The organism is Blautia hydrogenotrophica DSM 10507 (assembly GCF_034356035.1).
Lineage (GTDB): Bacteria > Bacillota > Clostridia > Lachnospirales > Lachnospiraceae > Blautia_A > Blautia_A hydrogenotrophica.
This window is the reverse complement of sequence record NZ_CP136423.1, coordinates 2,378,966-2,404,187: the sequence shown is the minus strand read 5'-3', so window position 1 is coordinate 2,404,187 and position 25,222 is coordinate 2,378,966. Positions and strand designations below refer to the sequence as shown.

General features: G+C 38.5%; 39 protein-coding genes and 6 tRNA genes. 43 read left to right on the top strand and 2 right to left on the bottom strand.

Annotated features, from left to right (window positions below):
- Nucleotides 1–157: 157 nt before the first annotated feature.
- The 3 genes from BLHYD_RS11500 to BLHYD_RS11490 all read left to right on the top strand — a co-directional run bounded on the left by BLHYD_RS11500 (nt 158) and on the right by BLHYD_RS11490 (nt 1,828).
- A complete protein-coding gene (locus BLHYD_RS11500; protein WP_005948799.1) occupies nt 158–385 on the top strand; it encodes a hypothetical protein in 228 nt (75 codons plus the stop codon).
- A gap of 37 nt (nt 386–422) precedes the next feature.
- Nucleotides 423–590, top strand: a complete 168-nt coding sequence (locus tag BLHYD_RS11495) for a hypothetical protein (protein WP_155799558.1) — start codon at nt 423–425, stop codon at nt 588–590.
- A gap of 608 nt (nt 591–1,198) precedes the next feature.
- Nucleotides 1,199–1,828, top strand: a complete 630-nt coding sequence (locus BLHYD_RS11490; RefSeq protein WP_005948804.1) for a hypothetical protein — start codon at nt 1,199–1,201, stop codon at nt 1,826–1,828.
- 299 nt (nt 1,829–2,127) lie between these two features.
- Here the strand turns inward: BLHYD_RS11490 and BLHYD_RS11485 are convergent, their stop codons facing one another.
- A complete protein-coding gene (locus BLHYD_RS11485) occupies nt 2,128–2,289 on the bottom strand; it encodes a ribbon-helix-helix domain-containing protein (RefSeq protein ID WP_081447136.1) in 162 nt (53 codons plus the stop codon).
- Between the two features lie 124 nt (nt 2,290–2,413).
- On the opposite strand from BLHYD_RS11485, the gene BLHYD_RS11480 reads away from it, so the two are divergent.
- From BLHYD_RS11480 to BLHYD_RS11375, 22 genes are all read left to right on the top strand, one after another.
- A complete protein-coding gene (locus tag BLHYD_RS11480) occupies nt 2,414–3,013 on the top strand; it encodes a recombinase family protein (protein WP_005948807.1) in 600 nt (199 codons plus the stop codon).
- A complete protein-coding gene (locus tag BLHYD_RS11475) occupies nt 3,006–3,467 on the top strand; it encodes a hypothetical protein (RefSeq protein WP_005948808.1) in 462 nt (153 codons plus the stop codon). The genes BLHYD_RS11480 and BLHYD_RS11475 overlap by 8 nt, the downstream gene beginning before the upstream one ends.
- Nucleotides 3,468–3,739: 272 nt before the next feature.
- Nucleotides 3,740–3,812 (top strand) — tRNA-Asn (locus BLHYD_RS11470).
- A 349-nt stretch (nt 3,813–4,161) separates the two neighbouring features.
- Nucleotides 4,162–5,616, top strand: coding sequence for a DUF2828 family protein (locus tag BLHYD_RS11465; protein ID WP_005948809.1), 1,455 nt, complete (start codon nt 4,162–4,164; stop codon nt 5,614–5,616).
- Nucleotides 5,617–5,623: 7 nt separating this feature from the next.
- Nucleotides 5,624–5,881 (top strand): hypothetical protein, encoded by a 258-nt coding sequence (locus BLHYD_RS11460; protein ID WP_005948810.1) that lies wholly within the window; start codon nt 5,624–5,626, stop codon nt 5,879–5,881.
- A gap of 13 nt (nt 5,882–5,894) precedes the next feature.
- Nucleotides 5,895–6,260 carry a hypothetical protein gene (locus BLHYD_RS11455; RefSeq protein WP_005948811.1) on the top strand — a complete coding sequence of 122 codons (366 nt, stop codon included), beginning with the start codon at nt 5,895–5,897 and terminating at the stop codon, nt 6,258–6,260.
- Nucleotides 6,244–6,642, top strand: coding sequence for a hypothetical protein (locus tag BLHYD_RS11450; protein WP_005948812.1), 399 nt, complete (start codon nt 6,244–6,246; stop codon nt 6,640–6,642). Before BLHYD_RS11455 ends, BLHYD_RS11450 begins: the two co-directional genes overlap by 17 nt.
- Nucleotides 6,639–6,824, top strand: a complete 186-nt coding sequence (locus BLHYD_RS11445) for a hypothetical protein (RefSeq protein WP_005948814.1) — start codon at nt 6,639–6,641, stop codon at nt 6,822–6,824. Before BLHYD_RS11450 ends, BLHYD_RS11445 begins: the two co-directional genes overlap by 4 nt.
- Nucleotides 6,811–6,981, top strand: coding sequence for a hypothetical protein (locus BLHYD_RS11440; protein ID WP_155799559.1), 171 nt, complete (start codon nt 6,811–6,813; stop codon nt 6,979–6,981). The genes BLHYD_RS11445 and BLHYD_RS11440 overlap by 14 nt, the downstream gene beginning before the upstream one ends.
- A gap of 16 nt (nt 6,982–6,997) precedes the next feature.
- On the top strand, nt 6,998–7,213 hold the full coding sequence (locus BLHYD_RS11435; protein ID WP_005948817.1) for a hypothetical protein: 216 nt from the start codon (nt 6,998–7,000) through the stop codon (nt 7,211–7,213).
- 97 nt (nt 7,214–7,310) lie between these two features.
- Entirely contained in the window at nt 7,311–7,553 is a 243-nt protein-coding gene (locus BLHYD_RS11430; protein WP_005948819.1) for a hypothetical protein, read from the top strand.
- A 19-nt stretch (nt 7,554–7,572) separates the two neighbouring features.
- A complete protein-coding gene (locus tag BLHYD_RS11425) occupies nt 7,573–7,959 on the top strand; it encodes a hypothetical protein (protein WP_005948821.1) in 387 nt (128 codons plus the stop codon).
- 410 nt (nt 7,960–8,369) lie between these two features.
- On the top strand, nt 8,370–8,597 hold the full coding sequence (locus BLHYD_RS11420) for a hypothetical protein (RefSeq protein WP_040350625.1): 228 nt from the start codon (nt 8,370–8,372) through the stop codon (nt 8,595–8,597).
- Nucleotides 8,597–8,971, top strand: a complete 375-nt coding sequence (locus BLHYD_RS11415) for a hypothetical protein (RefSeq protein ID WP_005948827.1) — start codon at nt 8,597–8,599, stop codon at nt 8,969–8,971. Before BLHYD_RS11420 ends, BLHYD_RS11415 begins: the two co-directional genes overlap by 1 nt.
- 1 nt (nt 8,972) lies before the next feature.
- Nucleotides 8,973–9,188 carry a hypothetical protein gene (locus BLHYD_RS11410; RefSeq protein WP_005948829.1) on the top strand — a complete coding sequence of 72 codons (216 nt, stop codon included), beginning with the start codon at nt 8,973–8,975 and terminating at the stop codon, nt 9,186–9,188.
- Nucleotides 9,189–9,368: 180 nt separating this feature from the next.
- Nucleotides 9,369–9,457, top strand: a tRNA-Gln gene (locus BLHYD_RS11405).
- Between the two features lie 222 nt (nt 9,458–9,679).
- A tRNA-Ile gene (locus tag BLHYD_RS11400) sits at nt 9,680–9,753 on the top strand.
- A gap of 59 nt (nt 9,754–9,812) precedes the next feature.
- A tRNA-OTHER gene (locus BLHYD_RS11395) sits at nt 9,813–9,895 on the top strand.
- A 194-nt stretch (nt 9,896–10,089) separates the two neighbouring features.
- A tRNA-Thr gene (locus BLHYD_RS11390) sits at nt 10,090–10,161 on the top strand.
- Nucleotides 10,162–10,651: 490 nt separating this feature from the next.
- Nucleotides 10,652–10,725: transfer RNA gene (locus tag BLHYD_RS11385), tRNA-Pro, on the top strand.
- A 910-nt stretch (nt 10,726–11,635) separates the two neighbouring features.
- On the top strand, nt 11,636–11,920 hold the full coding sequence (locus BLHYD_RS11380) for a hypothetical protein (protein ID WP_207643104.1): 285 nt from the start codon (nt 11,636–11,638) through the stop codon (nt 11,918–11,920).
- A complete protein-coding gene (locus BLHYD_RS11375) occupies nt 11,917–12,156 on the top strand; it encodes a hypothetical protein (protein ID WP_005948846.1) in 240 nt (79 codons plus the stop codon). Before BLHYD_RS11380 ends, BLHYD_RS11375 begins: the two co-directional genes overlap by 4 nt.
- Nucleotides 12,157–12,202: 46 nt before the next feature.
- On the opposite strand, the gene BLHYD_RS11370 is transcribed toward BLHYD_RS11375, so the two are convergent.
- Entirely contained in the window at nt 12,203–12,364 is a 162-nt protein-coding gene (locus BLHYD_RS11370) for a ribbon-helix-helix domain-containing protein (protein ID WP_081447137.1), read from the bottom strand.
- A 117-nt stretch (nt 12,365–12,481) separates the two neighbouring features.
- Here BLHYD_RS11370 and BLHYD_RS11365 point away from each other — a divergent pair, with 117 nt between their 5' ends.
- The 18 genes from BLHYD_RS11365 (at nt 12,482) to BLHYD_RS11280 (ending at nt 25,171) form a co-directional block, all read left to right on the top strand.
- Entirely contained in the window at nt 12,482–13,681 is a 1,200-nt protein-coding gene (locus tag BLHYD_RS11365; protein WP_005948848.1) for an RNA-guided endonuclease InsQ/TnpB family protein, read from the top strand.
- Nucleotides 13,682–14,046: 365 nt separating this feature from the next.
- The gene (locus BLHYD_RS11360) at nt 14,047–15,756 is read left to right on the top strand and encodes a hypothetical protein (RefSeq protein ID WP_005948849.1); all 1,710 of its coding nucleotides are present in this window, start codon (nt 14,047–14,049) and stop codon (nt 15,754–15,756) included.
- 18 nt (nt 15,757–15,774) lie between these two features.
- A complete protein-coding gene (locus tag BLHYD_RS11355) occupies nt 15,775–16,188 on the top strand; it encodes a hypothetical protein (protein ID WP_005948851.1) in 414 nt (137 codons plus the stop codon).
- A 35-nt stretch (nt 16,189–16,223) separates the two neighbouring features.
- Nucleotides 16,224–16,436, top strand: a complete 213-nt coding sequence (locus tag BLHYD_RS11350; protein WP_005948853.1) for a hypothetical protein — start codon at nt 16,224–16,226, stop codon at nt 16,434–16,436.
- Nucleotides 16,437–16,448: 12 nt separating this feature from the next.
- On the top strand, nt 16,449–17,969 hold the full coding sequence (locus BLHYD_RS11345; RefSeq protein ID WP_005948854.1) for a phage portal protein: 1,521 nt from the start codon (nt 16,449–16,451) through the stop codon (nt 17,967–17,969).
- Between the two features lie 135 nt (nt 17,970–18,104).
- Nucleotides 18,105–18,701, top strand: coding sequence for a hypothetical protein (locus BLHYD_RS11340; protein WP_005948856.1), 597 nt, complete (start codon nt 18,105–18,107; stop codon nt 18,699–18,701).
- 13 nt (nt 18,702–18,714) lie between these two features.
- Nucleotides 18,715–19,140 (top strand): hypothetical protein, encoded by a 426-nt coding sequence (locus BLHYD_RS11335; protein ID WP_005948858.1) that lies wholly within the window; start codon nt 18,715–18,717, stop codon nt 19,138–19,140.
- A 72-nt stretch (nt 19,141–19,212) separates the two neighbouring features.
- Nucleotides 19,213–20,280 carry a major capsid protein gene (locus BLHYD_RS11330; protein ID WP_005948860.1) on the top strand — a complete coding sequence of 356 codons (1,068 nt, stop codon included), beginning with the start codon at nt 19,213–19,215 and terminating at the stop codon, nt 20,278–20,280.
- Between the two features lie 13 nt (nt 20,281–20,293).
- Nucleotides 20,294–20,557, top strand: a complete 264-nt coding sequence (locus BLHYD_RS11325; RefSeq protein WP_005948862.1) for a hypothetical protein — start codon at nt 20,294–20,296, stop codon at nt 20,555–20,557.
- A gap of 15 nt (nt 20,558–20,572) precedes the next feature.
- On the top strand, nt 20,573–20,902 hold the full coding sequence (locus BLHYD_RS11320; RefSeq protein WP_005948864.1) for a hypothetical protein: 330 nt from the start codon (nt 20,573–20,575) through the stop codon (nt 20,900–20,902).
- A 131-nt stretch (nt 20,903–21,033) separates the two neighbouring features.
- Nucleotides 21,034–21,345, top strand: a complete 312-nt coding sequence (locus tag BLHYD_RS11315) for a hypothetical protein (RefSeq protein ID WP_005948867.1) — start codon at nt 21,034–21,036, stop codon at nt 21,343–21,345.
- 29 nt (nt 21,346–21,374) lie between these two features.
- On the top strand, nt 21,375–21,626 hold the full coding sequence (locus BLHYD_RS11310; protein WP_005948869.1) for an RNA polymerase sigma factor: 252 nt from the start codon (nt 21,375–21,377) through the stop codon (nt 21,624–21,626).
- A gap of 94 nt (nt 21,627–21,720) precedes the next feature.
- Nucleotides 21,721–22,230: a hypothetical protein gene (locus BLHYD_RS11305; protein ID WP_005948871.1), complete on the top strand. Its 510-nt coding sequence runs from the start codon at nt 21,721–21,723 to the stop codon at nt 22,228–22,230.
- Entirely contained in the window at nt 22,227–22,478 is a 252-nt protein-coding gene (locus BLHYD_RS11300; protein WP_005948872.1) for a hypothetical protein, read from the top strand. Before BLHYD_RS11305 ends, BLHYD_RS11300 begins: the two co-directional genes overlap by 4 nt.
- 79 nt (nt 22,479–22,557) lie before the next feature.
- Nucleotides 22,558–23,277, top strand: coding sequence for a hypothetical protein (locus BLHYD_RS11295; RefSeq protein ID WP_005948874.1), 720 nt, complete (start codon nt 22,558–22,560; stop codon nt 23,275–23,277).
- 286 nt (nt 23,278–23,563) lie between these two features.
- A complete protein-coding gene (locus tag BLHYD_RS11290; protein WP_040350613.1) occupies nt 23,564–23,983 on the top strand; it encodes a hypothetical protein in 420 nt (139 codons plus the stop codon).
- Nucleotides 23,984–23,994: 11 nt separating this feature from the next.
- A complete protein-coding gene (locus tag BLHYD_RS11285; protein WP_040350614.1) occupies nt 23,995–24,759 on the top strand; it encodes a hypothetical protein in 765 nt (254 codons plus the stop codon).
- An 82-nt stretch (nt 24,760–24,841) separates the two neighbouring features.
- Nucleotides 24,842–25,171, top strand: coding sequence for a hypothetical protein (locus BLHYD_RS11280; protein ID WP_005948882.1), 330 nt, complete (start codon nt 24,842–24,844; stop codon nt 25,169–25,171).
- Nucleotides 25,172–25,222 lie beyond the last annotated feature (51 nt).

The following is a 25,222-nucleotide window of genomic DNA, read 5'->3' as shown; positions in this document are numbered from 1 at the left end:
GGGCGGGCTTGCCACCGCTCCCCACATGAAATTATGAAAAGGGGAAAAACAATGAAAACGATAGAAACGATTGAGAATTACAGAAAAGGTACAACGATAGATCTTTATTGTAATTATGGAGTCCTGAACTCAGAAAAAATGAATGTGTACACATAAAATGATCGAAAAATATACACATTACGGTGTTAATGTAGTGTATCAGATAATAGATACATTTAAAAATAATAATTTTAGACAAGAGCTGAAAGAAAATGGTATAGCATGGACTGATTTGCCAATTCTCGATACGGATGTTTTAACATACGTAAAAGACGGCATCACAAAATATGCCTGCATCAAAAAGGGCGCCGAATATGCGGAGAGAGTCTATACCTATGCCACTTAAAACTAAAGCAAAAACGATTTGCGAGGCGGCCGAAAAAATGGCACTGGATAAAGCGGCTGAAAATTTATCTTTTTTTGATATGCCAAAACTTGACTCAAAAGAATTTAATATTGCACTAATTCATTTAGGGTATTCGTTGCAGGATATTAAAGATATGGACTGTCATGATATTGATGATGATTTTTTAAGTGACATGGAGCTATAAATAGGGGGCATGGTTGTCTTCTATTTTTGATGTATTTATTTACAAGTTAATTTTAGCGCTAAAATTATCAGACAAATAGTTGTTTTTGTTGGTATATGATTCAGGCTTGACACAATAACGCCTGATATGATATCCTACATCTATCGACGGGGCGAGGAACTCATAGGAGTAGTAGCACACTGAAAATTTAAAGTAATAAGCAAGGCAGACAGGAGAAGTCTGCCTTTTTATTGTATAAAATAACGATTTTTACCCCCCTATATTTATATATTATTACTATTGACTTTTTATATAATATATACTACTTCTATAGATTCTAAGCCCCTGAGATATTTATTATATATATAATAACGCGTGCGCGCGTGTATATATATTATATACTATATATTGATTTATATGATACAGTATTACAAGATATTGTAACTTAGGTATTGACATAAAAAAGAAAATGTGGTAAAAAATAAAGTATCTAAATAATGTGAGGTCGCATAAAGAGCTAGTAGAGCGCCTTTGGAGTCCTGAAAAGATCGGACACGGGCAGCTTGTCAAAGCTCTTTTTTTATTTAATTTTAAATATATCAAATTAACGTGATAAAGTAGGTGAGGTTATGAGTAATGCAATAAAGGCGGAAAACGGAATAGAAGTATATGAGCATGATATAAAGTATTATGCTGACGAATATATAAGTCAGTTACCAGAAAAGGAGGATAGCATAAATAATAATCCTAGTTTATTTACTGGCATGATTAAGTATATCTATAAGCATTTATTTAAGCCTGGTAAAAAAGATAAAGTAAAGTATAATGCTAATACTAACTTAGATACGGGAGATATAGAGTTATTAAATAATATCTGGGAGGTATATACAGAGCTTTGTTATAAGTATAATAAACGTCCGACTATATTAAATTTTAGTCTTTTGATAGGCATTGATAATAGGACTATTGATACTTGGAGGCGCGGGGAATTCAGGGCCGGAGAGGACGGGGCAAGCTCTGCACACTCTCAAACGGTCAAAAAATGGCTGGCAGAATGTGAGTCTAGTTTGGTCGACGGAGCCACGGAACGGAACTCTGTGGGGTGCATATTTGCCCTAAAAGCTAATTACGGTTATACAGAGACACCGCAACGTGTAGAGATCGTAAATGGCCAGCAGCCGGAGCAGATCGCAGCAGACATAGCGGCACGGCATAAGATAGGACAAGTTGAAAAGCCAGAACTACCGGAAGATTTATAAATGTAACACAATATATAGTTTAAATCAGATTTATAATGCTATATATTGATTGTTACAATGTAAAAACAGGGTACACTTTGATTTTACAGTTAGATATTGATTTATTTTTGTGCAATATGACAATAAAAATAGTGCTAAAGAATACGGCAGAGGGGAGCATTGACAGCTTGACAGATGGGACGGGGTCTAAAACAGATCAGCCGCACCGCCCAAATGACCTCTAAATCCGCCCCAAAAAGAAAAAAGACCGTTTTAAGAATACTGGATTCCATTTTTCCCGAAAAATAAAAAAGAGCCTGTTATTTATCAACAGACTCAAGATACATTGCAATAGCTTTATCAAATAATTTGCTTAATGGTATTCCAGTTTTATCAGAATAATCCTTTAGTTTTTGATACAATTCCTTGTCAATGGCAGTAGATATAGCGGTTCTGTTTTTAAGACCTCTGTTTGTAGTCATAAGATACACCTCCTTTTGAAAAAAGTATATTATATCTTTCAATTTATTTCAATAAATACTTGATTTTATTTTCAAAAATGATATAATTGAAAGTAGTTGAAATAAACTTAAAGGAGATGTTTTTATGAAGATTGGCTATGTCAGAGTATCAGCAGCAGACCAGAATGTGGCAAGGCAGATTAAAGCTATGCAGGAAGAAGGCGTGGAGAAAATATATATAGATAAGCAGTCAGGAAAAGACTTCAACCGTCCAGAGTACAAGAAAATGATTTCTAGCCTAAAACATGGAGATGTCCTTGTACTTCATTCAATAGACAGGCTTGGAAGAAACTACGAGGAAATTCTTGAACAATGGAGGATTATCACAAAAGAGATCAAGGCAGATGTAATTGTTCAAGATATGCCGCTCCTTAATACAACAATTTCAAGAGATTTGGACGGAACCTTTATAGCAGATTTGGTACTCCAGATATTATCTTATGTTTCTGCAAAAGAGCGTGACAACATAAAACGTAGACAGCGTGAGGGTATCGCCATTGCGAAAACACAGGGGAAATACAAAGGGGGAAAATCGAAAAGGATTGACGAGCAATTATTTACTGAAAATCTTGTAAGATACAGAAATGGAGAAATTACAAAGTTTCAATTTGCAGTAAATATTGGTGTATCAAGACCGACACTTGACAAAATTATTAAAGAACGGGAGGAAGCGAATAATGATTGATTTATCAAATAAATATTTCAGAACTGAGTCCGATGAACAGAGTAATAGGCTATTGAGAATTGCAGTAGCGCAAGGCTATCATCTTCCGAAAGGCATTGCCGCTTTAATTGGAAACCGAATTTTTAAATTCACAGGCTTTCCATATAAGGCGGTATCATTTCCAGAGAATATATCGGCAAATGAAGCAGTTATTGACTATGCAGACGCATTCGGTGATGAAAATAGGGAACTCAAAGAGATTTTAGATCGTTCAACTAGATTCTGTCGAGCGCATGGGTATAGTATACTTAGAATTTATGCAGATGAAAATGACAATGAGTATTCCGGTTCCGCTTTTGCGAAAACAGTTGATGGAGGTAACATTAAGACTGAAACACGGCTTCCTAAACCAAGAAAAGTTACTCTGGAAGAAATTGAACAGCGATTCGGCTGTCCTATCGAAATAGTGTCATAAAATTTTACCACAATTTTCGCCTACCGGCAAACACATCAGATAAATTCTAATTCACTTACAAAAGATAAAGCCCATTCGGGTGAATAATTCCACAAAAGATAAAATCGGGCAATCCGAAAAAATTCCAAAAACAAAAAACGAGTTACGTCAACCGCAATTTTGGATATGACCCCTAATCATAAAACCTATGGCGTAATGTATTATGTTTCCTGAACTGCAATCTATTAAGCGTATAATTTGGGATTATAAAAGCGAAAAAACAGGAAATGTTTGGGAATATAGCTCAGCCAGGAGAGCACATGACTGTTAATCATGTTGTCGAAGGTTCAAGTCCTTCTGTTCCCGTTTTGGTTCTCATACAGCAGAATGAAGATGTGTCATTGGTTCAAGTCCAATCATTCCTGAAATGGAATGTCGCCCAGCTGGTAGGGCAATCTATTTATATTTTGAGAACTGTAAAAAACAGAGGTACGCAGCAACAGCAATGACTTAATGGCAAATGATTTGTATGCAAAACAAAGAAAATACGGTTCGATTCCGTGAAATATGCGTACTGTAAAAACAACTAAAAACCTATGTAACGCCAAACAGCAATTTATTCGCTTAAAAAAGCATATTGGTTCAACTCCAATCGTATCCGTGGAGGATATGCCCTAGTGGTCAAGGGAAATTGGCGTAATGAAAGGAGATTTTTATGAATTTTTCAGATGTAATGAGAGAAGAAAGCAAGTGGACAAAGACCGAGAACGGAGCAGACGCAAAGAATACTACGGATTCTGCTTTGCTGGATATGTTTGCGACTATCGGTGCCATGCGTACCAGATCAGAGGATGAGATTGTCAAGAAATTTGAGCTGGCATTTCAGGAAGACTCGTTAGGCGCTATGCGTTGCCTGTTCTATGCCAGAGACATTCATGGAGGTTTAGGCGAGCGCCGTGTGTTCCGTGTTCTTTTGACATACATAGCAAATAAGCATACAGAAGAATTAAGAAAGAACATAGATAAAATACCAGAATACGGACGCTGGGACGACGTTTATTCTCTCGTCGGAACGAAATTAGAGGATAATATGTGGGATGATGTAAAGTATCAACTTTTAAAAGATAAAGTATTGATGAAGAATGAAGAGTCGTCTTCCCTTCTCGCTAAATGGCTCAAAAAGGCTGATGCTTCTAGCCCGAACACTCGGAAACTGGGAATTTATACGGCAAAGAAGTTAGGAATGTCCGTATATGACTATAAACGTCTTTGTAATCGCCTGAGAAAGCATATTGATGTTGTGGAGCAGCGCATGTCGGCCCGCCAGTGGGATACCATTAATTATCCGGCGGTTCCATCCAGGGCAATGATGAATTACCGAAAGGCATTTGCTCGTCACGATCAGGAACGTTTTGAAGAATATATAAACAAAGTTTCCTCTGGCGAACAGAAAATCAATGCAGCCACTCTTTATCCGTATGACATTGTTGAGAAAATTTTGTATCACAGTGAGAATAGCAAGGTTCTGGAGGCTCAATGGGATAATCTGCCAAACTACGTTGATGGAGATGTAAACGCAGTGGTTATGGCGGATGTGTCAGGCTCCATGTATGGCAGACCGATGGCAACCTCTATTGGACTGGCAATGTACTTCGCAGAGCGAAACAAAGGTGCATACCATAATCTGTTTATGACATTCTCTGGTCGCCCGAAGTTCGTGGAGATAAAAGGAAATACCATAACTCAAAAAATCAACTTCATTTCAAGAGCAAGTTGGCAGATGAATACAGACCTTGAAGCTGCCCTGATGAAGATTCTGGATGTGGCGATTGAAAATCATTGTTCACAGGAAGAAATGCCGAAATCTCTCATTATCATTTCAGATATGGAGATTGATTGCTGCACAAACCAGAAACATAGAGAGAATTTCTACGATTATGTTTCCAGAGTATATAAGGAACATGGGTATAAAATCCCGAATGTAGTTTTCTGGAATGTTAATAGCAGGCATGATGTATTTCTGGCAGATAAGAACCGAAAGGGTGTGCAGCTTGTTTCTGGACAGTCCGTAAGCACATTTAAAAACCTGATCGGTTGCGTGGATAAGACACCGGTTGAAATGATGTATTCCGTCCTGAACAGTGACCGCTATCAGGCGATTCAGATTTGAGGTAGATATGATTCTAGAAATTTCAAAATTATCATTCCATTGCGATAAATGCGGAAAAGAATTCGTTCTAAAAGGACATTGGTATAATCAGGTGCTGATTGAGTGGTGGAGAGAGGTTCGATGGATTGTGCATTGCATAACAAAGCATCCAGAGACACCAAACAAGAGAGATGTTTTATATGTCCTGAGAGTGATTGTAGCTTTTGTACCTCTGCTGATATTGCAGATACTTGATATTATTGCAACGCCATTTAGACACTTATGATTGAGGTGAAAATATGTCAGCATTAGACGGAAAAATCATAATCGAAAGAGAATTCAGACCGTGTATCGTACATATTCCAGAAAAACGGCAGAATTATCGTAAGAGAGGCGATGAGCTGAATGTGTATGATAAGGTGATTGAACCAGAAAAGAATATAAAAGCGTTATTTCACTGTTGGAATTTCCGGTCTGAACTTGTTGAAGAGCCACTGTGTTATGGCGGTTATCATGCGGGACAGATTTCGGCCACGTTTGCCCTTGTTGAATACGAGGACGGCACAATCCATGAGGTAGAGCCAGCACAGATACGATTTGCAGACAATGCCATGAGTGAATATGCGTTCCCGGAAATGGAGGAAAATAATGTGTGGGGAAATTGAAGTTGGAAGATGTGAATGCTGTGGAAAAGATAATGTACCACTTGAGAGAACTTATTTTAGATACCCATTTGAATGTGAGTGTCATTCTCCGGAACATTTTATCTTAGTTCGACATTGCGAAGATTGTGATCCAATAGAGCCAAGAGAGACAAAAGTTGTCTTTAAAACAGAAGATTTGAAAAACCCATTTGCACTTGCTTTTAAAATTATGCAAAAAGAAATGAGAAAAACAAGAGATATAAAAGGCGAAATATATGATGTTTGGGAATCTAATCTTGCAATGATGATTTATGATTCTGTACCAAATATGACAGCAGATCGGGCGAATGAAATAGCTTCAAAGTGGCTTGATAGATTATTTAAAATTGGAGAGCAACCATGAGCCTTAACAAATCTATCAAGTCAGGCAAAGAACATCGCAAACCGTATACTGGAGCAAAATCTATAGCTAAAGGCTGCCGAAATCATGGAACATGTGATTGGTGTCTAGGAAATCGGACGCACAAGAACGATAAGCGGGAACTGGCGGCAGAGCAGGAGGTGATAGACTTTGAAAAAATGTGAAACATGTAAGAATTACTCGGACTTAATCGTTGTTCCAACTGGATTTGGAGAGTGCTGGTATTGCCAAGCGAATGAATGTGTATTCTGTACAAAGGATGGCAAATATTGTGATAAATACGAAAAAGGCGAAAATAATGGTGGTAAATTGGAAGAGTGATAAAGGGTGAAATAGTATGACGATTGAACAGTTGGAAAAGGCAAATGAGATCAGATTTAAATTGGATAAACTTGACTATTTTGGACGAATGTTTATTTCGAATAGCACAGTATGGTTAGTGGCAGAGAAAGAAGAGTTATATTTAAAAGATTATCCAGAACTTGTAGTATTAATTCAAAACTATATATCAGATAAAATTGCAGAACTGAAAATAGAGTTAGAGGAGTTATGATGAAATGTATCTCAGCCGTCACGATCGGAAAATTGATAGAAATAAATCTGGACGGTGGCAAAGCAGTTGAATAGATGGATTGTATAGGAGGAAAATTATGAGGAAAGAGAAATTTAAAATCCAAGTTGGAGATGTTTTATATGAAGCGTCAATTATGTATGGAAAAGTAATAGAACATAAAGTTGTAAATGTGTTTCTGGAAGATTATGTGTCTGGATGGAAAACAATGGTTGTTACAGAATCTTATCTCGGAAGAAATACAAAGTTTTGTACAGATGTAATAAATTGGTTTGACACAGTGGAGGAAGCGGAGAAGTCATTAAAAGAAAAACGCAGGTGATGTAAATGGGGTTGATAACATGGATAAAGGCAGAATAAAAAATATTCTTTTTGCAGCAGACACATTCAAAGAATGTAATCAATTTCTGAATGACTTGGCAAATGATTTATTTGAGAAAGGGATAATTTTTGATATTAATAAACGTGCTATGTCAATAAAAACAAAAAACGCTCGTTTGATATGTGTATCAGAAACTTTAAGTTATTCAGGATTATTCCAAAGACTCCCATTTGATTACTACATATTTACGGGTTATGCAAGATGGGAAGAACATGGGTTTCATAAGTTATGTATTTCAAGAACAAAGATTGGGGCAAAAGAAATAGATGATATGAACGATCTAATTCGTGTAATGCTTGGTGAGGAAATGCTAAATGGTCGGGGAAATGATAATAAAACCAGTTGAAACAAAATATGTGATTTGGTTTAAAAAGCTATTGGACGACACGGGAGAAAATACAGGAATGACTATTTGTGCGGACAGAGCAGAGATCAAAGGCAAATATCTTATTTTGTATAAAAAGGATTCTGTCGTTTACTTCTGTCCGATAAAGAGGATTGATAGTTTTTATGCGAGAGAAGTTTAAATTAAAAAATCCTTTAAAGACGATTTTTTGTAAACATGAATGGAAAAGGATAAACTCAGTAAAAGATAGCAGGGGATATATAATTATGAAAATGTGCTCTAAATGTGGAAGGACTAAGATTTATAAAGTATAGCCAAATATTTGCGTGATTTGGAAGGAGATAGGGAAATGAGAAAATTTGAAAAAGGCGATGTTGTTATTGAGATTTGTAGGAATTTGGAGGATTGAAATGTTAAAATGTAAAATTTGCGGAACAGAATTTCCGCCAGTAAAAGAGAGGCATTATATTTGCTGGGATAATGGGAAAATCAGACTTGCAACGGCTTTTGGAGCAAATAATGAGGAGAGCTTGTTTGATTCCTTTGATTGTCCGATGTGTGGTTGCCAAATTATAGCACAGGATAGAAAACGTACATATTGTTCGGTAAAAGTTGAAAAGGAAGTGGATGAGACGTAATGTTAGCAAACGTGAAGATTGAGCAGGATAAGAATGATAAACACATACATAGAGTATTTGTAGATGGAAAGCAGATTGAAAAAATCACACACCTTGATTTTCAGATAAATCCGCTGGAGATTCCTAGCGTCACATTAAATATTGAGCAAATGAGCGGTATTGATTTTGAAGGACAGGCAGATGTAAATTTCTTGGATACTCCTTTTACAATCCAGAATGCTTGCCGAATCCTTAGAGAAGAACTTCTGGAACACGAAGATCTTTATAGAGCATTCTCGGCGAGCATATATAGTGCATTAAATGAAATTCCAGAAGGTACATATATTGATAAAATGCCGGAAATTATTTTAAACAGGATTATAGGGGAGGAATGATATGAAAGAAAAAATTAAGCAGGGTGGAATTATAGCAGTAGTAGTAATTGGACTTTTAGTAGTGTTGTATGGAATAAGCTGGATCGTTACCTGCGGGATTATAAAACTGATTACTATGTGTTTTGGGTGGAAGTTCAGTTGGGCGATTGCTACAGGAATATGGTTGATAATTTGCATTTTGAAGAGTATTTTCAGCGTGACAGTAAAAAAGGATTAGGTGCAAGATATGTGGTTTAGGTATTTAATATCATTCATTGATGTTTTAATGGTTTTTTGCCTGATATATTTTATGAATGGATTGTCCTGGGAAGATAATAAAGCCTCTATTTTAGGATTCGGAATAATGTTTTTCAGTTATATAGCGAGTATTGCTCTAATGTGGATATAAGGCTTATTTTGGGCTATCGCCAAGCGGTTAAGGCACCGGGCTTTGACCCCGGAAGAGAAGGAACGCTCTTTACGCTGGTTCGAATCCAGCTAGCCCAGTTGGTTTCTGATTTTGGCATAGAAACTTTCTCCACCACCTACGGCGCAAGGCTGTGACAAAAGGAGATTCAAATGCTCCGGGTGGTTTTGTCCGACTACTGTTTGAGGACGTAAAATAAAAGAACAGCGTGTAGATTGGCGGTAAGGCGATACGATTCTAAATACCGCATGGTGCCTAAAGCAGCACGATAAATAATGCAAAAACGGGAGAAATCCCGTTACGGATCATTAGCTCAGATGGTGAGAGCCGTTGCCTCATAAGCAGAAGGTCGTAGGTTCGAGTCCTACATGATCCATTCCGCCATAGCTAGTACCCTTTGGCTGTCAGGTACGGCAGCGGCTATGGTAGGAACCACGAGACGTAGCTAAATTGGCAGAGCACTGAAAGCCGGATACAACTATGTACAGAAGACGGCGGTTCGAATCCGCCCGTCTCGATTTTACCACTTAGCAGGATGGGTATACCTGCTACGAAATCCTGTGAAAAAACTTTTCTAGAGAGATAAGACCAAAGGTCGTGAGGAGCAGTAGTCGGTGATTCTGGAAGATTCCCGGAAGTATGAGATGCAAAACGCCGTAAGTCTGTGGTACCTGCGACACGTTAATTGCATGGTGGTTTTATAAGGGAATACGCCGATATAGTTCAATGGTAGAACGCTACACTTGTAATGTAGATGCTATTGGTTCGAGTCCGATTATCGGCTTTCGTATGGAGACTTGTGCAGATACCAATTCGCGGAATGGCAAACAGAAACTAGTGCTCTATACGTAAATTACAGCAATTCAGATGGCCGGTACATCGGCGGCGCAATAAGCCGTGAATGGTTGCTGATAAGACTGAGATCCAGGAACTAAGGCGCGTATAATGTTGCCTGGAGGGAAAATATCAAATGGGTTTGGCCACCAGGAGATATGTTTTTCGGTAAAGTGCGGGGGTATTTTATCATGCTCAGTCTTTAATCTATCTGCCAAGTGCAGAAAAGGAATCCGGTTTTCGTATGACGATTACTGGTTTTAGCTCATGTACCAAGTGCACAAGGAGCATTCGACGCAGATGATGATAAAATATGCGTTTGAGGTGAAAATCAACCTATGCAGTCTGCGGATTGCATAACCGTGATAGGCGATATTATATACCGGCATCGTTTGAAAAGAAATCCGAGTAAAAGCCAACTTTTCTTACCTTGTCGGTTCCGGGATGTAGCGTAGTTTGGTAACGCGCCTAATTTGGGATTAGGAGATCGTCGGTTCAAATCCGGCCATTCCGGTTGCGGCAATGTACAAATGGCATGAAACGTGAGGATTGATTTGTATTCCATTTTATGAATTGCGTGGATTGCTGTTTCGTTGTACGCATAGTTCTGATTCAACATTCAAAGTTCGGTACGTGGCCGCACAGACAGGCAAATGCCAGATGTTGATTAGCCCCACACAGCCCTTGTGGACAAAAATGGGCATGGATAGTGGCGGAAGTAGACGCTAAGGGCAAGCATACATAGGGAGAACAGCGTAAGCCGACTGCAGGGCAGTCAAAAAGGCCATAGCAGTAACCCTGAATTATACTAAGGGGTTATATTAGATTCGGGGTGTGCGTGTGGGTATCAAATCCCACCTATCCATTCCTTAGAACTGCAATCTGAGGAAATTTGTTTATTTTCTTTCAAAGGTTCTGGCAGAGGTTTCAATGGACGAAACGCTCATCCGCAGGCTAATAATACTTGGTAAATAGAAGCCATTCAAGGGGATGGCTTCCGGGGACAGAAATGGGGAGTTCGATTCTCCCCTGCCAGATCGGGTGCATTGTTGTAGACAGCACTCATTTCATTACGCCAAGCCGCCTCACTATCGCTACGGTGGGGCGATATTTAAAGAGATAAATGAGGAGAATTAGATGGTGTCGCCGGTTATTAATCAGTGTTACATACAACATAGTGATTTGAGAAACTGTCAAAAAGAAATTCTAATTACATATCAAACATTGAACGGAGGAAGATTTGCAAAACAGGTTTTGTGTAATTATAGACGAGTGGAGAAGAAAATAAATGGGAAAAGCAAAACGTAAACCAAGGCCACAGCCAGCAAGATGGTATTGGTGGGATAGCGATAATTGCTGGGATTGTAAAAATCGGAATAATTGCAATCAGTGCAAAAGAATGAAGCGGCAGAAGACTTATAAACGTGAAAAAAAGGAGAGAAAGCAGAAGTATGAGCATGACTGAAATTATAGATGGTATGACACATGAAATGGTGGGAAGCGATAGTTTTGAACAATTTATGAATAGACCATTACCTCATAACGGACAGGCGTACATACAGAGGGATTATAAAACTGGAAAAGATTATATTTGTTGTCCTTTCTGCGGAAAGAAGAACTTTCCATTAACGCCCGGAGCGCATATCACAGGGCAGAAGTTTAAGTGCAAGGGATCAAATTGCCGGGAGATTTTTGAGGTGAATGTATGAACAAGAAAGTGATAGGAATTGTACTGATTTTGGCAATCTGCTTTGGATTGACGGGGTGCATAAAAGGAAATAGACTAGAAAACCAAGAAAACACATCTTGGTATGGCATATTAAATGATGGTTCTTGCTTTGTATATACATTTAAAGATGAAGAAACGGGAGTATGGTACATTTCAACATCTGAAGGCATCACGCCAAGATTGAACGCAGATGGAACATTGTATGTGAGTGAATGAACCTGTAAGGATTTCTTACAAGTTGGGAGGAAAAGATAAAAGCCCGTTATTTTCCAACGGACTTTAAATACATATCAATAGCTTTATCAAGTAATTTGCTTATGGGAATAGATGTTTCTTCCGAATAAGATTTTAAACGAGAATATAGTTCTTTATCAATAGCGTTAGATATTGCTATGCGATTTTTTAAACCACGATTTTCTTGCATATAGAATCCTCCTTTGATTTGATAATTATATCATATCTTTCAACTACTTGCAATTCAGTTTTAAATATGATATACTACAAGCAGTTGAAAGTAGTATTCTAAAAGGAATGTGGTTTAATGAATGAAGAAGATAAGGGAGACCAAGAAAGGATGCTAAAGAGTTACAAGACGGAAATCAATCCAACTATGGAACAAATACATAAAATCAATAAAACAATTGGCACTTGCCGTTTTGTATACAACTTTTATCTTGCCCGCAACAAAGAAGTTTATGAAAAAGAGAAGAAATTTGTATCTGGAATGGAGTTCTCAAAATGGCTAAATAATGTTTATTTAAAAGAGAATCCAGAGTATGTATGGATAAAAGAGGTTAGCACAAAATCGGTAAAACAAAGCATTATGAATTCCGAAAGATCTTTTAAGAGATTCTTCAAAGGACAGTCCGGTTTTCCTAAATTCAAGAAGAAAGGAAAATCGGATGTAAAAATGTATTTTGTGAAAACAAATTCTCAGACAATAATAACATGCGAAAGACACCGAATCAAAATATCGACACTCGGATGGGTTAGATTAAAAGAAAAGGGATATATTCCTTGGGATTCAAATACTTACATTATCAAGAGTGGTACTGTTTCTTGTAGAGCTGGACGATATTATGTATCAGTCTTGGTTGAGCAACCAGAAAGAGAAAGACTACAATTACAAGATTTTGGATTTGGAATTGACCTTGGTGTTAAAAATTTTGCGGTTATAAGCAATGGGCTTGTAAAGAAAAACATCAATAAAACAAATAAGGTAAAAAAATTAGAAAAACAACTAAAACGAGAACAACGGTGTCTTTCTAGGAAATACGAAAGTTTAAAGAAGAATAATAAGAAAGGAGAGTCTTCCAGAGAAAATATTCAAAAACAAATATTAAAGGTGAAAAGGCTTTATTGCAGGATAGACAATATCCGCACTGACTACATCAATAAAACAATAGCTGAGATTGTGAAAACCAAACCATCTTATATCGCTGTTGAAGATTTGAATGTATCAGGTATGATGAAGAACAGGCATCTTTCGAAGGCTGTTGCATCACAAAAATTTTATGAATTTAGAGTGAAATTGGAAGCAAAATGCAAAGAATATGGAATTGAATTGAGAATTGTAGACAGATGGTATCCATCCAGTAAACTTTGCCATGAATGTGGTTGTATCAGGAAAGACTTAAAACTTTCTGACAGAGAATATGTGTGCGAATGTGGATATCATGCAGATAGAGATTATAATGCAAGTCTTAATTTAAGAGATGCCACATCCTACAAAGTAGCATAAACAAGCATTTGCAGGTATGTACCGATGGCTAGTCGGGAATTGACGACTGTGGAGTGTACAAGAACTTGTGAGTAGTATCTGTATTTACTCAGGGCGAAAGCATATACAGAGAAGCAGTAAGAAATGTTCGCAAGAACTTTCAATATCTCGATATGGATATCTTTGTTCATATTTTGAGTAGCAGCCAAGCGTAAGCGGAGATTGAAAAATTTTTATATTCACAGAATCGAGATGAAAAAATGTAAAACAAGCAAAATCTTCTATGTAAATAGAAATAGAAGTTAAGTAAAATAAGATGAAATAGTAAAATGAGAGCCATTTGAGAGCCAAATTTCTTACTAAGTAGGGAAGGAGGCTCTTTTGTTTTGCGAGAAGGAACGCTTGAATGGTACAAAAAAATTTTTTCGGAAATCTTAAAAGACGACATGACACAATACCAAAACCAAATAGATAGCTGGCAGCTTCTTTTGAATATGAAGCAAGATTTAGGTTTTGAGGATAAAGAAATTCGTGATTATGCTATGAAGATCAGCCAGTACACACACAAGATGGCTGACTATGTAGCAGGGCAGACGGGAAGCGGAAAGTTTAATGATTTGTACTATAAATTGTTATTGTTGGAAGCTCAAAATTATCAAGTGGATAGCGGACTTCTATATCTGGAAAAAAATAGAGTTCCCAAGGAACGATTTTATGAGCCGCGCCGAGAGGTTTTTATAAAGCACCAAATTATCCAGTCATTACAGGATTTGATGGATGATAAACTTGATATTTTTGCTTTGAGCGTTCCACCGGGTTGTGGTAAATCAACTCTGGAAGATTTTTTCTTATCCCTTGTTGGTGGATGGTTCCCAAATGATTTTAACCTATCCTCAGCGCATAGTAGCATTTTGACCCGTTCCCTTTATGATGGCGTATTGGAAATTATAAATGACCCGGTAGAGTATACATGGCATGAAATATTTCCTAATGTAAAGCTGACTGGAACAAATGCTAAGGAAACCACAGTAAACCTCGAAAGGAATGGGCGATTTAAAACATGGACTTTTCGTTCCATAGATGGTTCGTTGACGGGAGCCACAAGATGTAATCGTTTTTTGACAGCAGATGACTTGGTATCTGGAATTGAAGAAGCACTGAACAAGTCACGCCTGGAAACACTTTGGACAAAGGTTGTGAATGATCTTCGTTCCAGACGACTTGAAGGGTGTAAAGAAATCTATATTGCCACAAGATGGTCTGTCCATGACCCGATTGGAAAACTACAACAGCTATATGAAGGAAATCCCAAAGCCAGATTTATTGCGGTTCCGGCTTTGAACGAAGATGGCGAGAGTAACTTCATGTTTGCGGTGAATGGATTTTCAAAGAAATACTTCATGGACGCTAAGGAATCTATGGATGATCTATCCTTTAAATGCCTGTATCAGCAACAGCCGATTGAGCGAGAGGGATTACTATTTCCTACAGATGAACTGCGCCGCTTTTTCTTCAATCGGGAGCAAGTACCGGAAAAGCAGACAGAGTTTATTATTATGCCAGAGCGGACGCCTGATGCTATATGGGCGGTGTGCGATACAAAGGATACAGGAGCGGATTTTGAATCTTTACCGATTGCATATCAATTTGGAGAAGATTTTTTTATACCGGATGTAGTATTTGATGACACAACAGATTATGACACATTGGATATGAAATCCGCTAATATTTTGATTCGACACAATCCCCATAAGATAAGGTTTGAATCAAATAGTGCAGGAGGCAGAGTCGCGCATAATGTTCAAAAATTGATAGATGGAAAATGTCGAGCACAGATCGAGCCTGAGAGAACACAAGCGAACAAAGAAACCAAAATATTAGTCAATTCTGATTGGATTAAAAAACACTGTATATTTTTAGACCCAAGTTTATATACGCCAAAATCAGACTATGGTTTGTTCATGGAAAATGTGGTTACATATACAGTCAAAGTTAAGCCGCCACATGATGATGGGCCAGACTCTCTGGCAATGCTTGCAGAATATGTAGCAAGGCCAGTGCAAAAACCAACAACAATAATCAATAGTCCGATTTGATTAAGAGGAGTGATATAGATGGATAAAAGAAAATCAAGTTTAAAAAATTACGGAATTTCTAGTAAGCGTTATAAAGAACTTTGCGGATTTTGTGAGCAATATCCAGAATGGAAGGAAGAATTGGCATATAATGTGAATACTGTAAAAAGCCAACAAATAGGTAATGTTTCTTATGGAAGTAAAAATAATATAAGTAATAAGACAGCCGATCTTGCATTGAAACGAGTGTTTTTGCAAAAAAAAGTGGACTTGATAGAAAAGACAGCTAAGGATGCGGCAGGGGAATTATGGAATGAAATCATTAAATCGGCATGTTATGAGCAACCGTTCTGGTATCTTAGAGATATTTCAGAAATACCGATCAGTCGGTCAGCTTTTTATGATTATAGGCGGTATTTTTTCTTTTTGTTGAATCAACGAAAAGATACATAAAAATGAGTACCAACGATGTTTAAAATGATGGTATAATGATATTATCAAATATTACAAATAAAAGAAAGCACTTGGCGAGTCCAGGTGCTTTTTTGTTGGAAATTGTAAAAGTGGAAAAAACAAGAGAAAACAGATTGAAAGATTATAGAAGAATAAAAGGAAAGAAATGGGTAGACATACCAACCAAATTTGAAAAGCGTGTGTCGGGTTCCGGGGTCCAATTTGGCGGAAAGTATGTAAAAACATAATGGGTGGTAAGAATGAAACTTGCAGGAAGAAGAAAGATATTAACAGATGAAAAACAAATAACAGAAAAAAATATTATTCCTGTTCTTCAAAAAGCATATTCTAAGCATCGGATAAACGCCTGCGAAATGCAATTTCTTATAGATTATGAAATTGGTGTGCAGCCATTACCATACCATAAAATTGTGCGCCCAGAAATAAATATCCAAACTACCGACAATATGGCTAACTATGTGACAGAGTTTAAGAAGGGATATTTTTGGGGGATTCCTCCTATTTATACGCAGAGAGGAAATCAAGAACCGCATGATACAGATGAGGATATAGACAGTTCCGGGATTTCAGCTTTAAATGAAATGATGCTGAATGGAATTTGCATAGGTGCAGAAAATCAGAAATTAGCAGATTTTGTGGAAAAAACAGGTATAGGGCATAGGTTGATTGGTGTTAAAACAGAATGGGAAGATGAAAAAATTCAGAGTTCCTATGTAAATGTCAACACTTTGGATTCCAGATTTGCCTTTTGTGTCTATCATAATGGTGTCGGGCAAAAGAAGGTTTTGGGTGTCACCTATGTTAAAAGTGGGACAAAGAATTTGTTTACCTGTTTTACTGACAAGCAGCGGTTTGAGATTGAGGCAGGGAAAATTGTAGATATCCGGGCAAATCTGCTGGGCATGATTCCAGTTGTGGAATATGAACGCGCGGTTGATAGGACAGGTTGCTTTGAGCGGCAAATTGACCTTATGGACAACCTCAATTCCTTGGTGTCAAGCGTAGCGAATGATGCAGTGCAGCGAACGCAAGAAATCTGGTGGGCGCATAACACGGACTTTCCAGTAAACCCAGAAACGGGAGAGGAGGTTACTCCTAAGAGCGGACAATGGGTGAAAACGTATAGCGCAGAAGGGAAAGACGCAAAGATAGCTCCTTTGTCGAGCACATTGGATTCGGCTCCGGTTTTAGAGAATATCACAACGACACGCAATGAGATTTTGAAAAGGTGTTTTGTTCCAATGCAATACTCATCCGAAGGAGGAGGAAGTACCGGGATAGCCACGGACACTATGTCGGGATGGAACGCTACAGCAGTTGACGCGGCTAGGGAAGAACAGCTTGTACAGGGCGCAGCCAGAGAAGAACTAAAATTGATATTGCGGGCAATAAGTTTTGCGTCAACAGATAAATTGCCATCGGATAATCCTTTGAGGAAAATTCATCATACTGATATTAATATCCACTTCGTCAGACAGAAAAATTATGACTTGAATAGTAAAATAAATGCAAGCGCAGCGGCAGTCAATATAGGCGTACATCCTAGATGGGCGTTACAGATGGGCGGCGGCGTGTGGCCGGATATTGAGCAAGTATGGCTTGATAGCAAGGATACTATGGAAGCATACCAGAAGTCTTTGTTTGACAAGGATAAGGAAAATGAAGCACCAGAACGGCTGACACAGGATGAATCAGACCAGACAGAAAATAGCCCTGGTGTAGATGGGATGCAAACAAATAATTCAAAGCAAATAGTTTAATTACAGTCGGGAAACCGGCTGTTTTTATATGCCCCAGAGAAGGGGCTATACAAATATCGCAAACGGTAGAGAAACCGTAAAACGCAAAATAAGGAAGACAGAGAAGTCTATAATCGCAGAAAGGTAGGAATTTATATGGCGGAGAACATTGAATCAACAACAATGGCTGAAACTGAAAGTCAGGTCATCGAAACCCCAGGGCATGATACACCAACGGTAGAAGAACTGATGGCTGAACTGGCGAAGGAACGGGCAGAAAAGGCTAAATTGAAAAATTCATTTGATACAGCTTCTTCTGAGCTTTCCAATGCTAAAAAGCAGTTAAAAGCTAAAATGACAGCCGAGGAACAAGAGGCAGAGGCAAAGAAAGCCGCCGATGAAGCCAAAGATGCCAGAATCCAGGAACTTGAATCCAAATTCCGAACGATGGACTACAGCAAGCGGTATATGGGAATTGGCATGGATGAAAAGACAGCAGAGTCATTGTCCGAATTAACTGGAGAGTTGACTGATACAGATAAGTTTTTCTCTGCTTTAGGAAAATTTGTACAGGCAGTAAAAAAGCAGTCCGGTGAGGATGCACTTCAAACATATTTGAAGGATAACCCGGATATTAAGGCCGGCAGCGGGGCTACAAGCAAGGATGAGGCCTCTATCCAGTTTGCTACAAATCTGGCATCGCAAAAGGCCGGGCGTGGAATCAATGAAGATTTATTAAAAAGATTGCTATAAGGAGGATGAGCAAATGGCAAGAGGAGATATGAAAGTTGATACCTTAACTTATGTTTCCGAGCCCACGATTTTAAATCGTAAGGAAAAAGAAGCGATCGCAATGACGATTGATTTTACTAGTGTCACGGATACAAATAAGGTGACAGGAGAAAAAGTGGTGAAGGCTGGAACACCCGTTGATAAGAACGGTAAGCCGCAGAAAACCACACCGTTTACTGGAGCAGTAGGAATTCTTTATCGGGATACTTATGAATCCAGGCCACAGGGGGCACTTTTGAAAAAAGCTTACATACATACGAAAAGGGCACAGGACAATAGCGGATGCACATATGATGCAAAACTGGTAGCGGCTTTGGTAAATGCTGGCTGCCGCATTGTATTTGAGGAACCCGGAGTTGTTGGGACTATTCCAGACGCAGCCAGCGGAGGAGGCGCTTAATAAATTTGCCGACTAATAAAATTTGAAGTTAGTTGCTGACCCCTAAAAGTTTACGGGGTGGAAAGGAGAAAAATGAAGTTATCTGATGTTTTTACGGCGAAAGCAATCGCCGCTTACATTACAAATGACCCGAGTAGCAATCTTCCCTATTATGGGGAAGTATTTTTTCCGGCAATTAAAAAGACCGGAGTTGATTTGAAATGGATTAAGATTAGAAAAGGGCTTGGCGTTGCCCTGAAACCGTCCGCATTTGATTCTATGGCTACCATTCGCACCAGAGGCGGATTTAAGGCAACAAAAGAGCAAATGCCCTTATTTAGGGAGTCGATGCAGATTGACGAGACTGACATGCTGGAGATTCAGAGAGCGCAGGATTCCAATGACCCTTATGTCCAGGATGTGCTTAGACACATTTTTGATGATGCAGCAGAATTGACCCTTGGCGCTGATATTTCTGCTGAGAAGATGAGAATGAATCTACTGGCACCTATCAATGGCACTATGCAGATTTCTGTTGGAATGGCAGACAACACAATTTACAACTATAAATATGACGAGGATGGAACATGGAAATCGGAACATTATGTAGAACTGACTGGAACGGATACTTGGGACAAACCAGAAACAGCAAAGCCATTGAGTGATATCGCAGAGGGTACCGCATATCTGGCAAATCTTGGTTTTAAACCTAGATTTGCGATGATGACTACGAAAACGTTTAATTATCTGATTGACAATGAGCAGATGATGAACGCAATGATTACCGCTTCTGGTGTAAAAAATGCATATCTGGATGCAAAGGGAACTAGGGACTTGTTTGAATTAAAAACAGAGCTTCAGCTTATCAAAAACGATAAGAGATATACAGATTTTGATGGCACGGACAAGAACTTCTTCCCTGATGATTATGTAACTATTATCGGTGATGGAGTCCTGGGTAATACATATTACGGCACAACACCAGAGGAAAGAACGCTGCTGGGAGATTCTACAGTAGATGTATCTATCGTGAAGAATGGTATTGCGATTGCAAAGAAAACAGATTATGGTCCGCCTGTGCTGGTGTCTACCACGGCTTCACAGATTTGTTTGCCATCCTTCGAGGGAATGGATGCTATCTATGTAATCAAAGTGAAATAACGGAGGTCAAGCTATGAAGTATGACCATAAAGTAAAGTTCGGCGGGGTTTTGTACCTCGCCGAAGAAGAAGTTCCAAATGACGAAAAAGAAGAGCAGATAATGCCTTTTGATGATACGGATATTGCGTTTGAAGGTTCTGACGAGAAATATACATACGAGGATTTGAGCGCAATGACCGTCAAGGATATAAGAAAGTTGGCGGAAGATAATGGAATTATGATTACTAAAGTTATTAAAGATGAAGTGATTGGGGAATTTCTTTCCCAACAAATATAAAGGCAGGTGAGCAGAGTGGAGTTGGAAATACTTCAAGATTTGAAAAATTATTTTGGAGATGATTATGAGGAAGAGCAGGAATCTACTCTGCTCTTTTGCATCAAACGTTCAATAAAATCTTTTAAAAATAAAAGGAACTATCCTAGCGCTTATCCCCAAATTATGATTGAGAAGGATATGGACAAGTATTATTCTTGTCTCTTGGATTTGTCTTTATATTGGGCCATAAAACAAGGATATGAATTTCAAGGTTCTCATTCTGAAAATAGTACAAACCGATCTTGGGAAAGTGAATCGGAGATTTATTCTTTGCACAATGTTATTCCAATAGCAAGAATTTTATAGTTTTTGCAGTAAAAGCCGGTGCGTGGTTAAGGTAATTCCCTCCCGCTTTAATCGCAGGGTGCCAACAATGAGTGTGGTTGGGGAGTTGGCAAAATTAAAAAAGGGAGAGAAGAAAAAGAAGAGGTGTTTAAATGGGATGTGAAAATAATTGCGTGAATGAACACCGATTAAAAAAAATCGAAGAAGATTTTAAGGAATTTAGAGATAAGAACTCTAAAGATCATAAAGAGTTTTTTAATCGACTGGAAGATGTTGAGAAAGACATGATTTCTTCTAAAAGCGACAGGGAGCACATTAATGAGAAATTAGACGAAATCAGCGGTAATGTTAAGGTTCTTATGGAAAAACCTGGGAAAAGATATGAAACGATTGCTACAAGTGTTTTGACAGGAATAATCGGAGCGTTAATAGGATTTATCGCAAGCGGTGTTTTTCCGATGTAGCTAGATTCCATTTCAGGGAGGGAAGTGGAATGGATTTAAAAAGAAATTTTTATAAGGAATTTATAAAAGAAGAAATTGATTTTTATTTGAGGGAGGCAAACTTTGATGAAAGGGAGCGCTCCCTCTTTTTGTATAGAAATAGTAAAATTCCATTGGAAGAAGTAGCAGAAAAAATGAATTGTAGCGTTAGCACTATTAACAGAATAAATCGAACGATGAAAACAAAGATCATCAAAACAGCACCTAAATATTATAGAGGAATTTCAGAAAATTGGAAATGACATATTGGTGATAGAAATGTGACAGTTTTATGGAATGGTGAATAACGGTCCCGTCATTTAAAATTAAATCATAAAGACAGGGGAGGAAAACGTTATGCAACCATTTCCGACATATCAAAACTTCGGATATCAGCCACAGTATGGAGGATATCAACAGTATAATCCTTTACAACCGCAATATGACAGATTGGCTCAGATGCAGACACAGTATAATCAGCAACAGTTATATAACCAACCTGTTCAGCAGGCTCAAACTCCTGGTCTGAATGGAGAAATTGTGGATGGCCTGGACGTGGTAAAGGCGAAGAATGTTGACATGAGCGGCCAGCCTACCTTTTATCCAAAATCCGATTTGTCAGAAGTATATGTAAAAAGGCTTATGGCAGATGGAACAAGTCAGATTATTACATATAAGGCAGTTCAGCCGGAAGATGAAAAGCAAAAGGAAGATCAATCGTATGTTGATATTCAGATGCTTAATTCTATGCTTGGACAAGTTAAAGCAGAGATATTACAGGGAATTGGCGGAGAACTATCTGAGATTAAACAGATGATTACACCGATAGAATCTCCTAAAGTGCAGAGGGGAGGTAATCAGAAATGATGAATATGCAATTTAACCCGATGCAACTTATGCAAATGATGAAAAATGGAGGAAACCCTCGTCAAATGCTTATAAACATGATGAAACAACAGGCCGGAAATAATCCTGTGATGTCAAATGCTTTACAGATGATGGAAAAAGGAGATTCCAAAGGCTTAGAACAGCTTTGTAGGAATCTTGGGAAAGAAAAGAATGTTGATATAGATCAAATGATGAATCAGATAAAAAATCAGTTTGGAATGAAATAAATTAAATCGCTACAACAATTAAAAGAGCCGCGGAACTTTTGATTTTGTAAATATAAAAATCAATAAGGAGGTAATCTCTATGATGAGTGAGGGATTATCAGCGAGTGATGTTGCAGTTTTAACTGGCAACACTAATAACCGTGGCTGTAATGATGGCTTTGGATGGGGCGGAGAATGGATTTGGATTATTCTTCTGTTCTGCCTGTTCGGCTGGGGAGGCTTCGGCGGAGGCTGGGGTGGAAATGGTGGTGGATTTAATACACCTTCCGCGAATGGTGCTTTAACCAGAGCCGAAATGTTTGAGGGTTTCCAGGGACAGGGGTTCAACGATCGCCTGACAGGAATCCGTGATGGACAGTTTGGAATCGAACAGTCTTTGTGTAACGGATTTAATGGTGTGCAGCAGGGATTTAACTCTATTGCAACACAGATGGCAAATTGCTGCTGTGATTTAAAACAGGGGCAGGGCGAAATTTCCTATAATATCGCAATGCAGACCAATAGCTTACAGAACACCATGAATCAGAACGCAAACGCTCTCCAGAGTCAGCTTTGCAATGGATTTAGAGATGTGATTGATGCACAGAACGCAGGAACACAGAGAATCGTTGACCTGATTACTCAGGACAAGATTTCTTCTCTCCAGACTGAACTTCAGTCCGCGCAGCTTCAGCTTGCTAACGCAAATCAGACGACGAATATCGTTAATGCTTTACGCAGCCCGGCTCCTATTCCGGCTTATACGGTTCCTAACCCATACGCTTATACAGGGTGCGGATGCGGGACTTGCGGCTGCTAATGAGAAATCAGCAGTTGTTTGATAATCTCCAGATTTATGACACAGTTTTGCAGCTTATGACATTCTTGTGGGCTGCGGACGATGCAAGTAATACTGATATTATTGAGGAATTACAGAAACAAAATTCTAAATATCTGGAAACGATTATCAGACAGAACAAAAAAATAATAAGCATGTTGGAAACGCAAAGTTCCATATCTACACCTAAGTAGTCTTGCGAAAATAACGAAAAGGGGTAGACGTGGTAAGTTTATCCCTTTTCTTCATTGGAAAGGAGATAAAGAATATGGCTGAATTTACAAGCCCGTTTGTTCAGAGGATAGCGGCTGGGCAGAATGCAGTGTTGTTAGAAGATCCTGTTAAAAGTAGATGTGTAAATCATCGTGCAGGTTCTGGTCTGGTTTGTGTGGCAAATAGCGGAAACGACTGTAATCCTGCGAGATATAGAGTATATGGAAAGGCAAATATAGCTATTCCAACTGGCGGAACAGTTGGAGCGATTTCGCTTGGATTATCATTAAATGGAGAGGTGTTACAGACATCCCTTGCAACGGTTACTCCGGCAGCAGTAGAAAATTTCTTTAATGTCTCTTTTGAAGAAATTGTTTGCGCTGGGAAGTGCCAGGTAAACTTGGCAATAACCAATCCCAACACCCAGGCAATCGAAGTTGAAAATTTAACGCTTATTGTAGAGCGTGAGTGCTAGGAGGTGTCGGTATGCATGAATTGATTAAGAAGATTGAAGATATTGCTAAACAGGATATTGAGTGCATGGCAGCGAAGGGGTACGATCACATTGATCGGAAATGTTTTGGCGAGGCTGTAGATGTTTTGAAAGATGCTATGCAGATGAAATACTTTGTGGCGGAAACCATGAAAGCTTGTCTGGAAACTGAGTACATGAAGGAGATTAAAATTCCGAACAAAATCCATGAAGGCGAGCTGACAGAGAGAATGTTAGAGGAATACGATTCAAACCCGGATTTTGGAGTGATGGGAAATGGTAGATATGGTTATAGAGGACGTGCAGCAAATGGACGGTTTGTCCATCGCTCTGGTCGAGGACGTTCCGCTGGATATACCCCGTATCTTCATATAATGCCGGAGATGGATGAGTATGATGGAATGTACGATGAAATCCCTTATCCGATGACTGGCTATCGTATGGGTTATACAAGCGGAAGAAACGGAAACTACAGTGGAAATATGTCGAATACCGGAGGCGGTTCCGATAATGGCAGATATGGATATGATGGTATGAACAGACCTTCCAGATACGGCGAATCTTATGATCGCATGTCTGAGTATAGACGCCACTATACAGAGTCCAAAAATCCAGAGGATAAAAAGCACATGGAGGAATACATGAAACGTTATGCGAAAGACTTTATGGATTCTTTCAGCGAGGTAAAGGCTGACGCTGATCCGGCGGCATGGCAGGCATTGAAGCAGGATATGGTTAAATTTGTCCAGAGTATGTAAATAAGGAAACAGAAGGGCTTGTTGCTTTAGAGCAACAGGCTCTTTTGAATATAAAAAGAAAGATAGAAAGGTAGGAATAAAGATGATTTTACAGATTAGCAAGGGTAACAAAAAAATTTATCAAGAAGCGGAAAGTATTTCGTTATCTAAGGTGGATTTATCTGAAATGCCAAAAATCTCAAAAGACGATTTGTTAGAGGTTTTGAATTTAGAAGTAAACCCAGAGAATAAGATGTACTTTGATATGGATGGAGTAATGTCCGATGAAGAAAGACTTAATGCTGAAAAGGCGGTTAAGGTGGCTGTGCTTTTAGATGGAGAAATTTCTCATAATAATAAGACTTTGATTTTTTCAGGAAATACAACGATTTACCTTTTAAACAGTAATGGAAAGACGATACAGAGATTTTGAGTTGAAAAAGAAAAGATGAAAAGGGCTGGCTTTCTATGAGAGTTTAGCTCT

What these genes read in the sequence shown, in the direction of transcription:
- BLHYD_RS11500 (WP_005948799.1), top strand. Translation starts at nt 158, where the DNA reads ATGATCGAAAAATATACACATTACGGTGTTAATGTAGTGTATCAGATA.
- BLHYD_RS11420 (WP_040350625.1), top strand. Translation starts at nt 8,370, where the DNA reads ATGTTAAAATGTAAAATTTGCGGAACAGAATTTCCGCCAGTAAAAGAG.
- BLHYD_RS11325 (WP_005948862.1), top strand. Translation starts at nt 20,294, where the DNA reads ATGAAGTATGACCATAAAGTAAAGTTCGGCGGGGTTTTGTACCTCGCC.
- BLHYD_RS11425 (WP_005948821.1), top strand. Translation starts at nt 7,573, where the DNA reads ATGGATAAAGGCAGAATAAAAAATATTCTTTTTGCAGCAGACACATTC.
- BLHYD_RS11490 (WP_005948804.1), top strand. Translation starts at nt 1,199, where the DNA reads ATGAGTAATGCAATAAAGGCGGAAAACGGAATAGAAGTATATGAGCAT.
- BLHYD_RS11455 (WP_005948811.1), top strand. Translation starts at nt 5,895, where the DNA reads ATGTCAGCATTAGACGGAAAAATCATAATCGAAAGAGAATTCAGACCG.
- BLHYD_RS11445 (WP_005948814.1), top strand. Translation starts at nt 6,639, where the DNA reads ATGAGCCTTAACAAATCTATCAAGTCAGGCAAAGAACATCGCAAACCG.
- BLHYD_RS11370 (WP_081447137.1), bottom strand. Translation starts at nt 12,364, where the DNA reads ATGCAAGAAAATCGTGGTTTAAAAAATCGCATAGCAATATCTAACGCT.
- BLHYD_RS11480 (WP_005948807.1), top strand. Translation starts at nt 2,414, where the DNA reads ATGAAGATTGGCTATGTCAGAGTATCAGCAGCAGACCAGAATGTGGCA.
- BLHYD_RS11310 (WP_005948869.1), top strand. Translation starts at nt 21,375, where the DNA reads ATGGATTTAAAAAGAAATTTTTATAAGGAATTTATAAAAGAAGAAATT.
- BLHYD_RS11350 (WP_005948853.1), top strand. Translation starts at nt 16,224, where the DNA reads ATGATATTATCAAATATTACAAATAAAAGAAAGCACTTGGCGAGTCCA.
- BLHYD_RS11285 (WP_040350614.1), top strand. Translation starts at nt 23,995, where the DNA reads ATGCATGAATTGATTAAGAAGATTGAAGATATTGCTAAACAGGATATT.
- BLHYD_RS11485 (WP_081447136.1), bottom strand. Translation starts at nt 2,289, where the DNA reads ATGACTACAAACAGAGGTCTTAAAAACAGAACCGCTATATCTACTGCC.
- BLHYD_RS11335 (WP_005948858.1), top strand. Translation starts at nt 18,715, where the DNA reads ATGGCAAGAGGAGATATGAAAGTTGATACCTTAACTTATGTTTCCGAG.
- BLHYD_RS11300 (WP_005948872.1), top strand. Translation starts at nt 22,227, where the DNA reads ATGATGAATATGCAATTTAACCCGATGCAACTTATGCAAATGATGAAA.
- BLHYD_RS11410 (WP_005948829.1), top strand. Translation starts at nt 8,973, where the DNA reads ATGAAAGAAAAAATTAAGCAGGGTGGAATTATAGCAGTAGTAGTAATT.
- BLHYD_RS11375 (WP_005948846.1), top strand. Translation starts at nt 11,917, where the DNA reads ATGAACAAGAAAGTGATAGGAATTGTACTGATTTTGGCAATCTGCTTT.
- BLHYD_RS11330 (WP_005948860.1), top strand. Translation starts at nt 19,213, where the DNA reads ATGAAGTTATCTGATGTTTTTACGGCGAAAGCAATCGCCGCTTACATT.
- BLHYD_RS11460 (WP_005948810.1), top strand. Translation starts at nt 5,624, where the DNA reads ATGATTCTAGAAATTTCAAAATTATCATTCCATTGCGATAAATGCGGA.
- BLHYD_RS11305 (WP_005948871.1), top strand. Translation starts at nt 21,721, where the DNA reads ATGCAACCATTTCCGACATATCAAAACTTCGGATATCAGCCACAGTAT.
- BLHYD_RS11340 (WP_005948856.1), top strand. Translation starts at nt 18,105, where the DNA reads ATGGCGGAGAACATTGAATCAACAACAATGGCTGAAACTGAAAGTCAG.
- BLHYD_RS11315 (WP_005948867.1), top strand. Translation starts at nt 21,034, where the DNA reads ATGGGATGTGAAAATAATTGCGTGAATGAACACCGATTAAAAAAAATC.
- BLHYD_RS11290 (WP_040350613.1), top strand. Translation starts at nt 23,564, where the DNA reads ATGGCTGAATTTACAAGCCCGTTTGTTCAGAGGATAGCGGCTGGGCAG.
- BLHYD_RS11415 (WP_005948827.1), top strand. Translation starts at nt 8,597, where the DNA reads ATGTTAGCAAACGTGAAGATTGAGCAGGATAAGAATGATAAACACATA.
- BLHYD_RS11430 (WP_005948819.1), top strand. Translation starts at nt 7,311, where the DNA reads ATGAGGAAAGAGAAATTTAAAATCCAAGTTGGAGATGTTTTATATGAA.
- BLHYD_RS11355 (WP_005948851.1), top strand. Translation starts at nt 15,775, where the DNA reads ATGGATAAAAGAAAATCAAGTTTAAAAAATTACGGAATTTCTAGTAAG.
- BLHYD_RS11495 (WP_155799558.1), top strand. Translation starts at nt 423, where the DNA reads ATGGCACTGGATAAAGCGGCTGAAAATTTATCTTTTTTTGATATGCCA.
- BLHYD_RS11475 (WP_005948808.1), top strand. Translation starts at nt 3,006, where the DNA reads ATGATTGATTTATCAAATAAATATTTCAGAACTGAGTCCGATGAACAG.
- BLHYD_RS11450 (WP_005948812.1), top strand. Translation starts at nt 6,244, where the DNA reads ATGTGTGGGGAAATTGAAGTTGGAAGATGTGAATGCTGTGGAAAAGAT.
- BLHYD_RS11295 (WP_005948874.1), top strand. Translation starts at nt 22,558, where the DNA reads ATGATGAGTGAGGGATTATCAGCGAGTGATGTTGCAGTTTTAACTGGC.
- BLHYD_RS11280 (WP_005948882.1), top strand. Translation starts at nt 24,842, where the DNA reads ATGATTTTACAGATTAGCAAGGGTAACAAAAAAATTTATCAAGAAGCG.
- BLHYD_RS11345 (WP_005948854.1), top strand. Translation starts at nt 16,449, where the DNA reads ATGAAACTTGCAGGAAGAAGAAAGATATTAACAGATGAAAAACAAATA.
- BLHYD_RS11435 (WP_005948817.1), top strand. Translation starts at nt 6,998, where the DNA reads ATGACGATTGAACAGTTGGAAAAGGCAAATGAGATCAGATTTAAATTG.
- BLHYD_RS11465 (WP_005948809.1), top strand. Translation starts at nt 4,162, where the DNA reads ATGAATTTTTCAGATGTAATGAGAGAAGAAAGCAAGTGGACAAAGACC.
- BLHYD_RS11365 (WP_005948848.1), top strand. Translation starts at nt 12,482, where the DNA reads ATGAATGAAGAAGATAAGGGAGACCAAGAAAGGATGCTAAAGAGTTAC.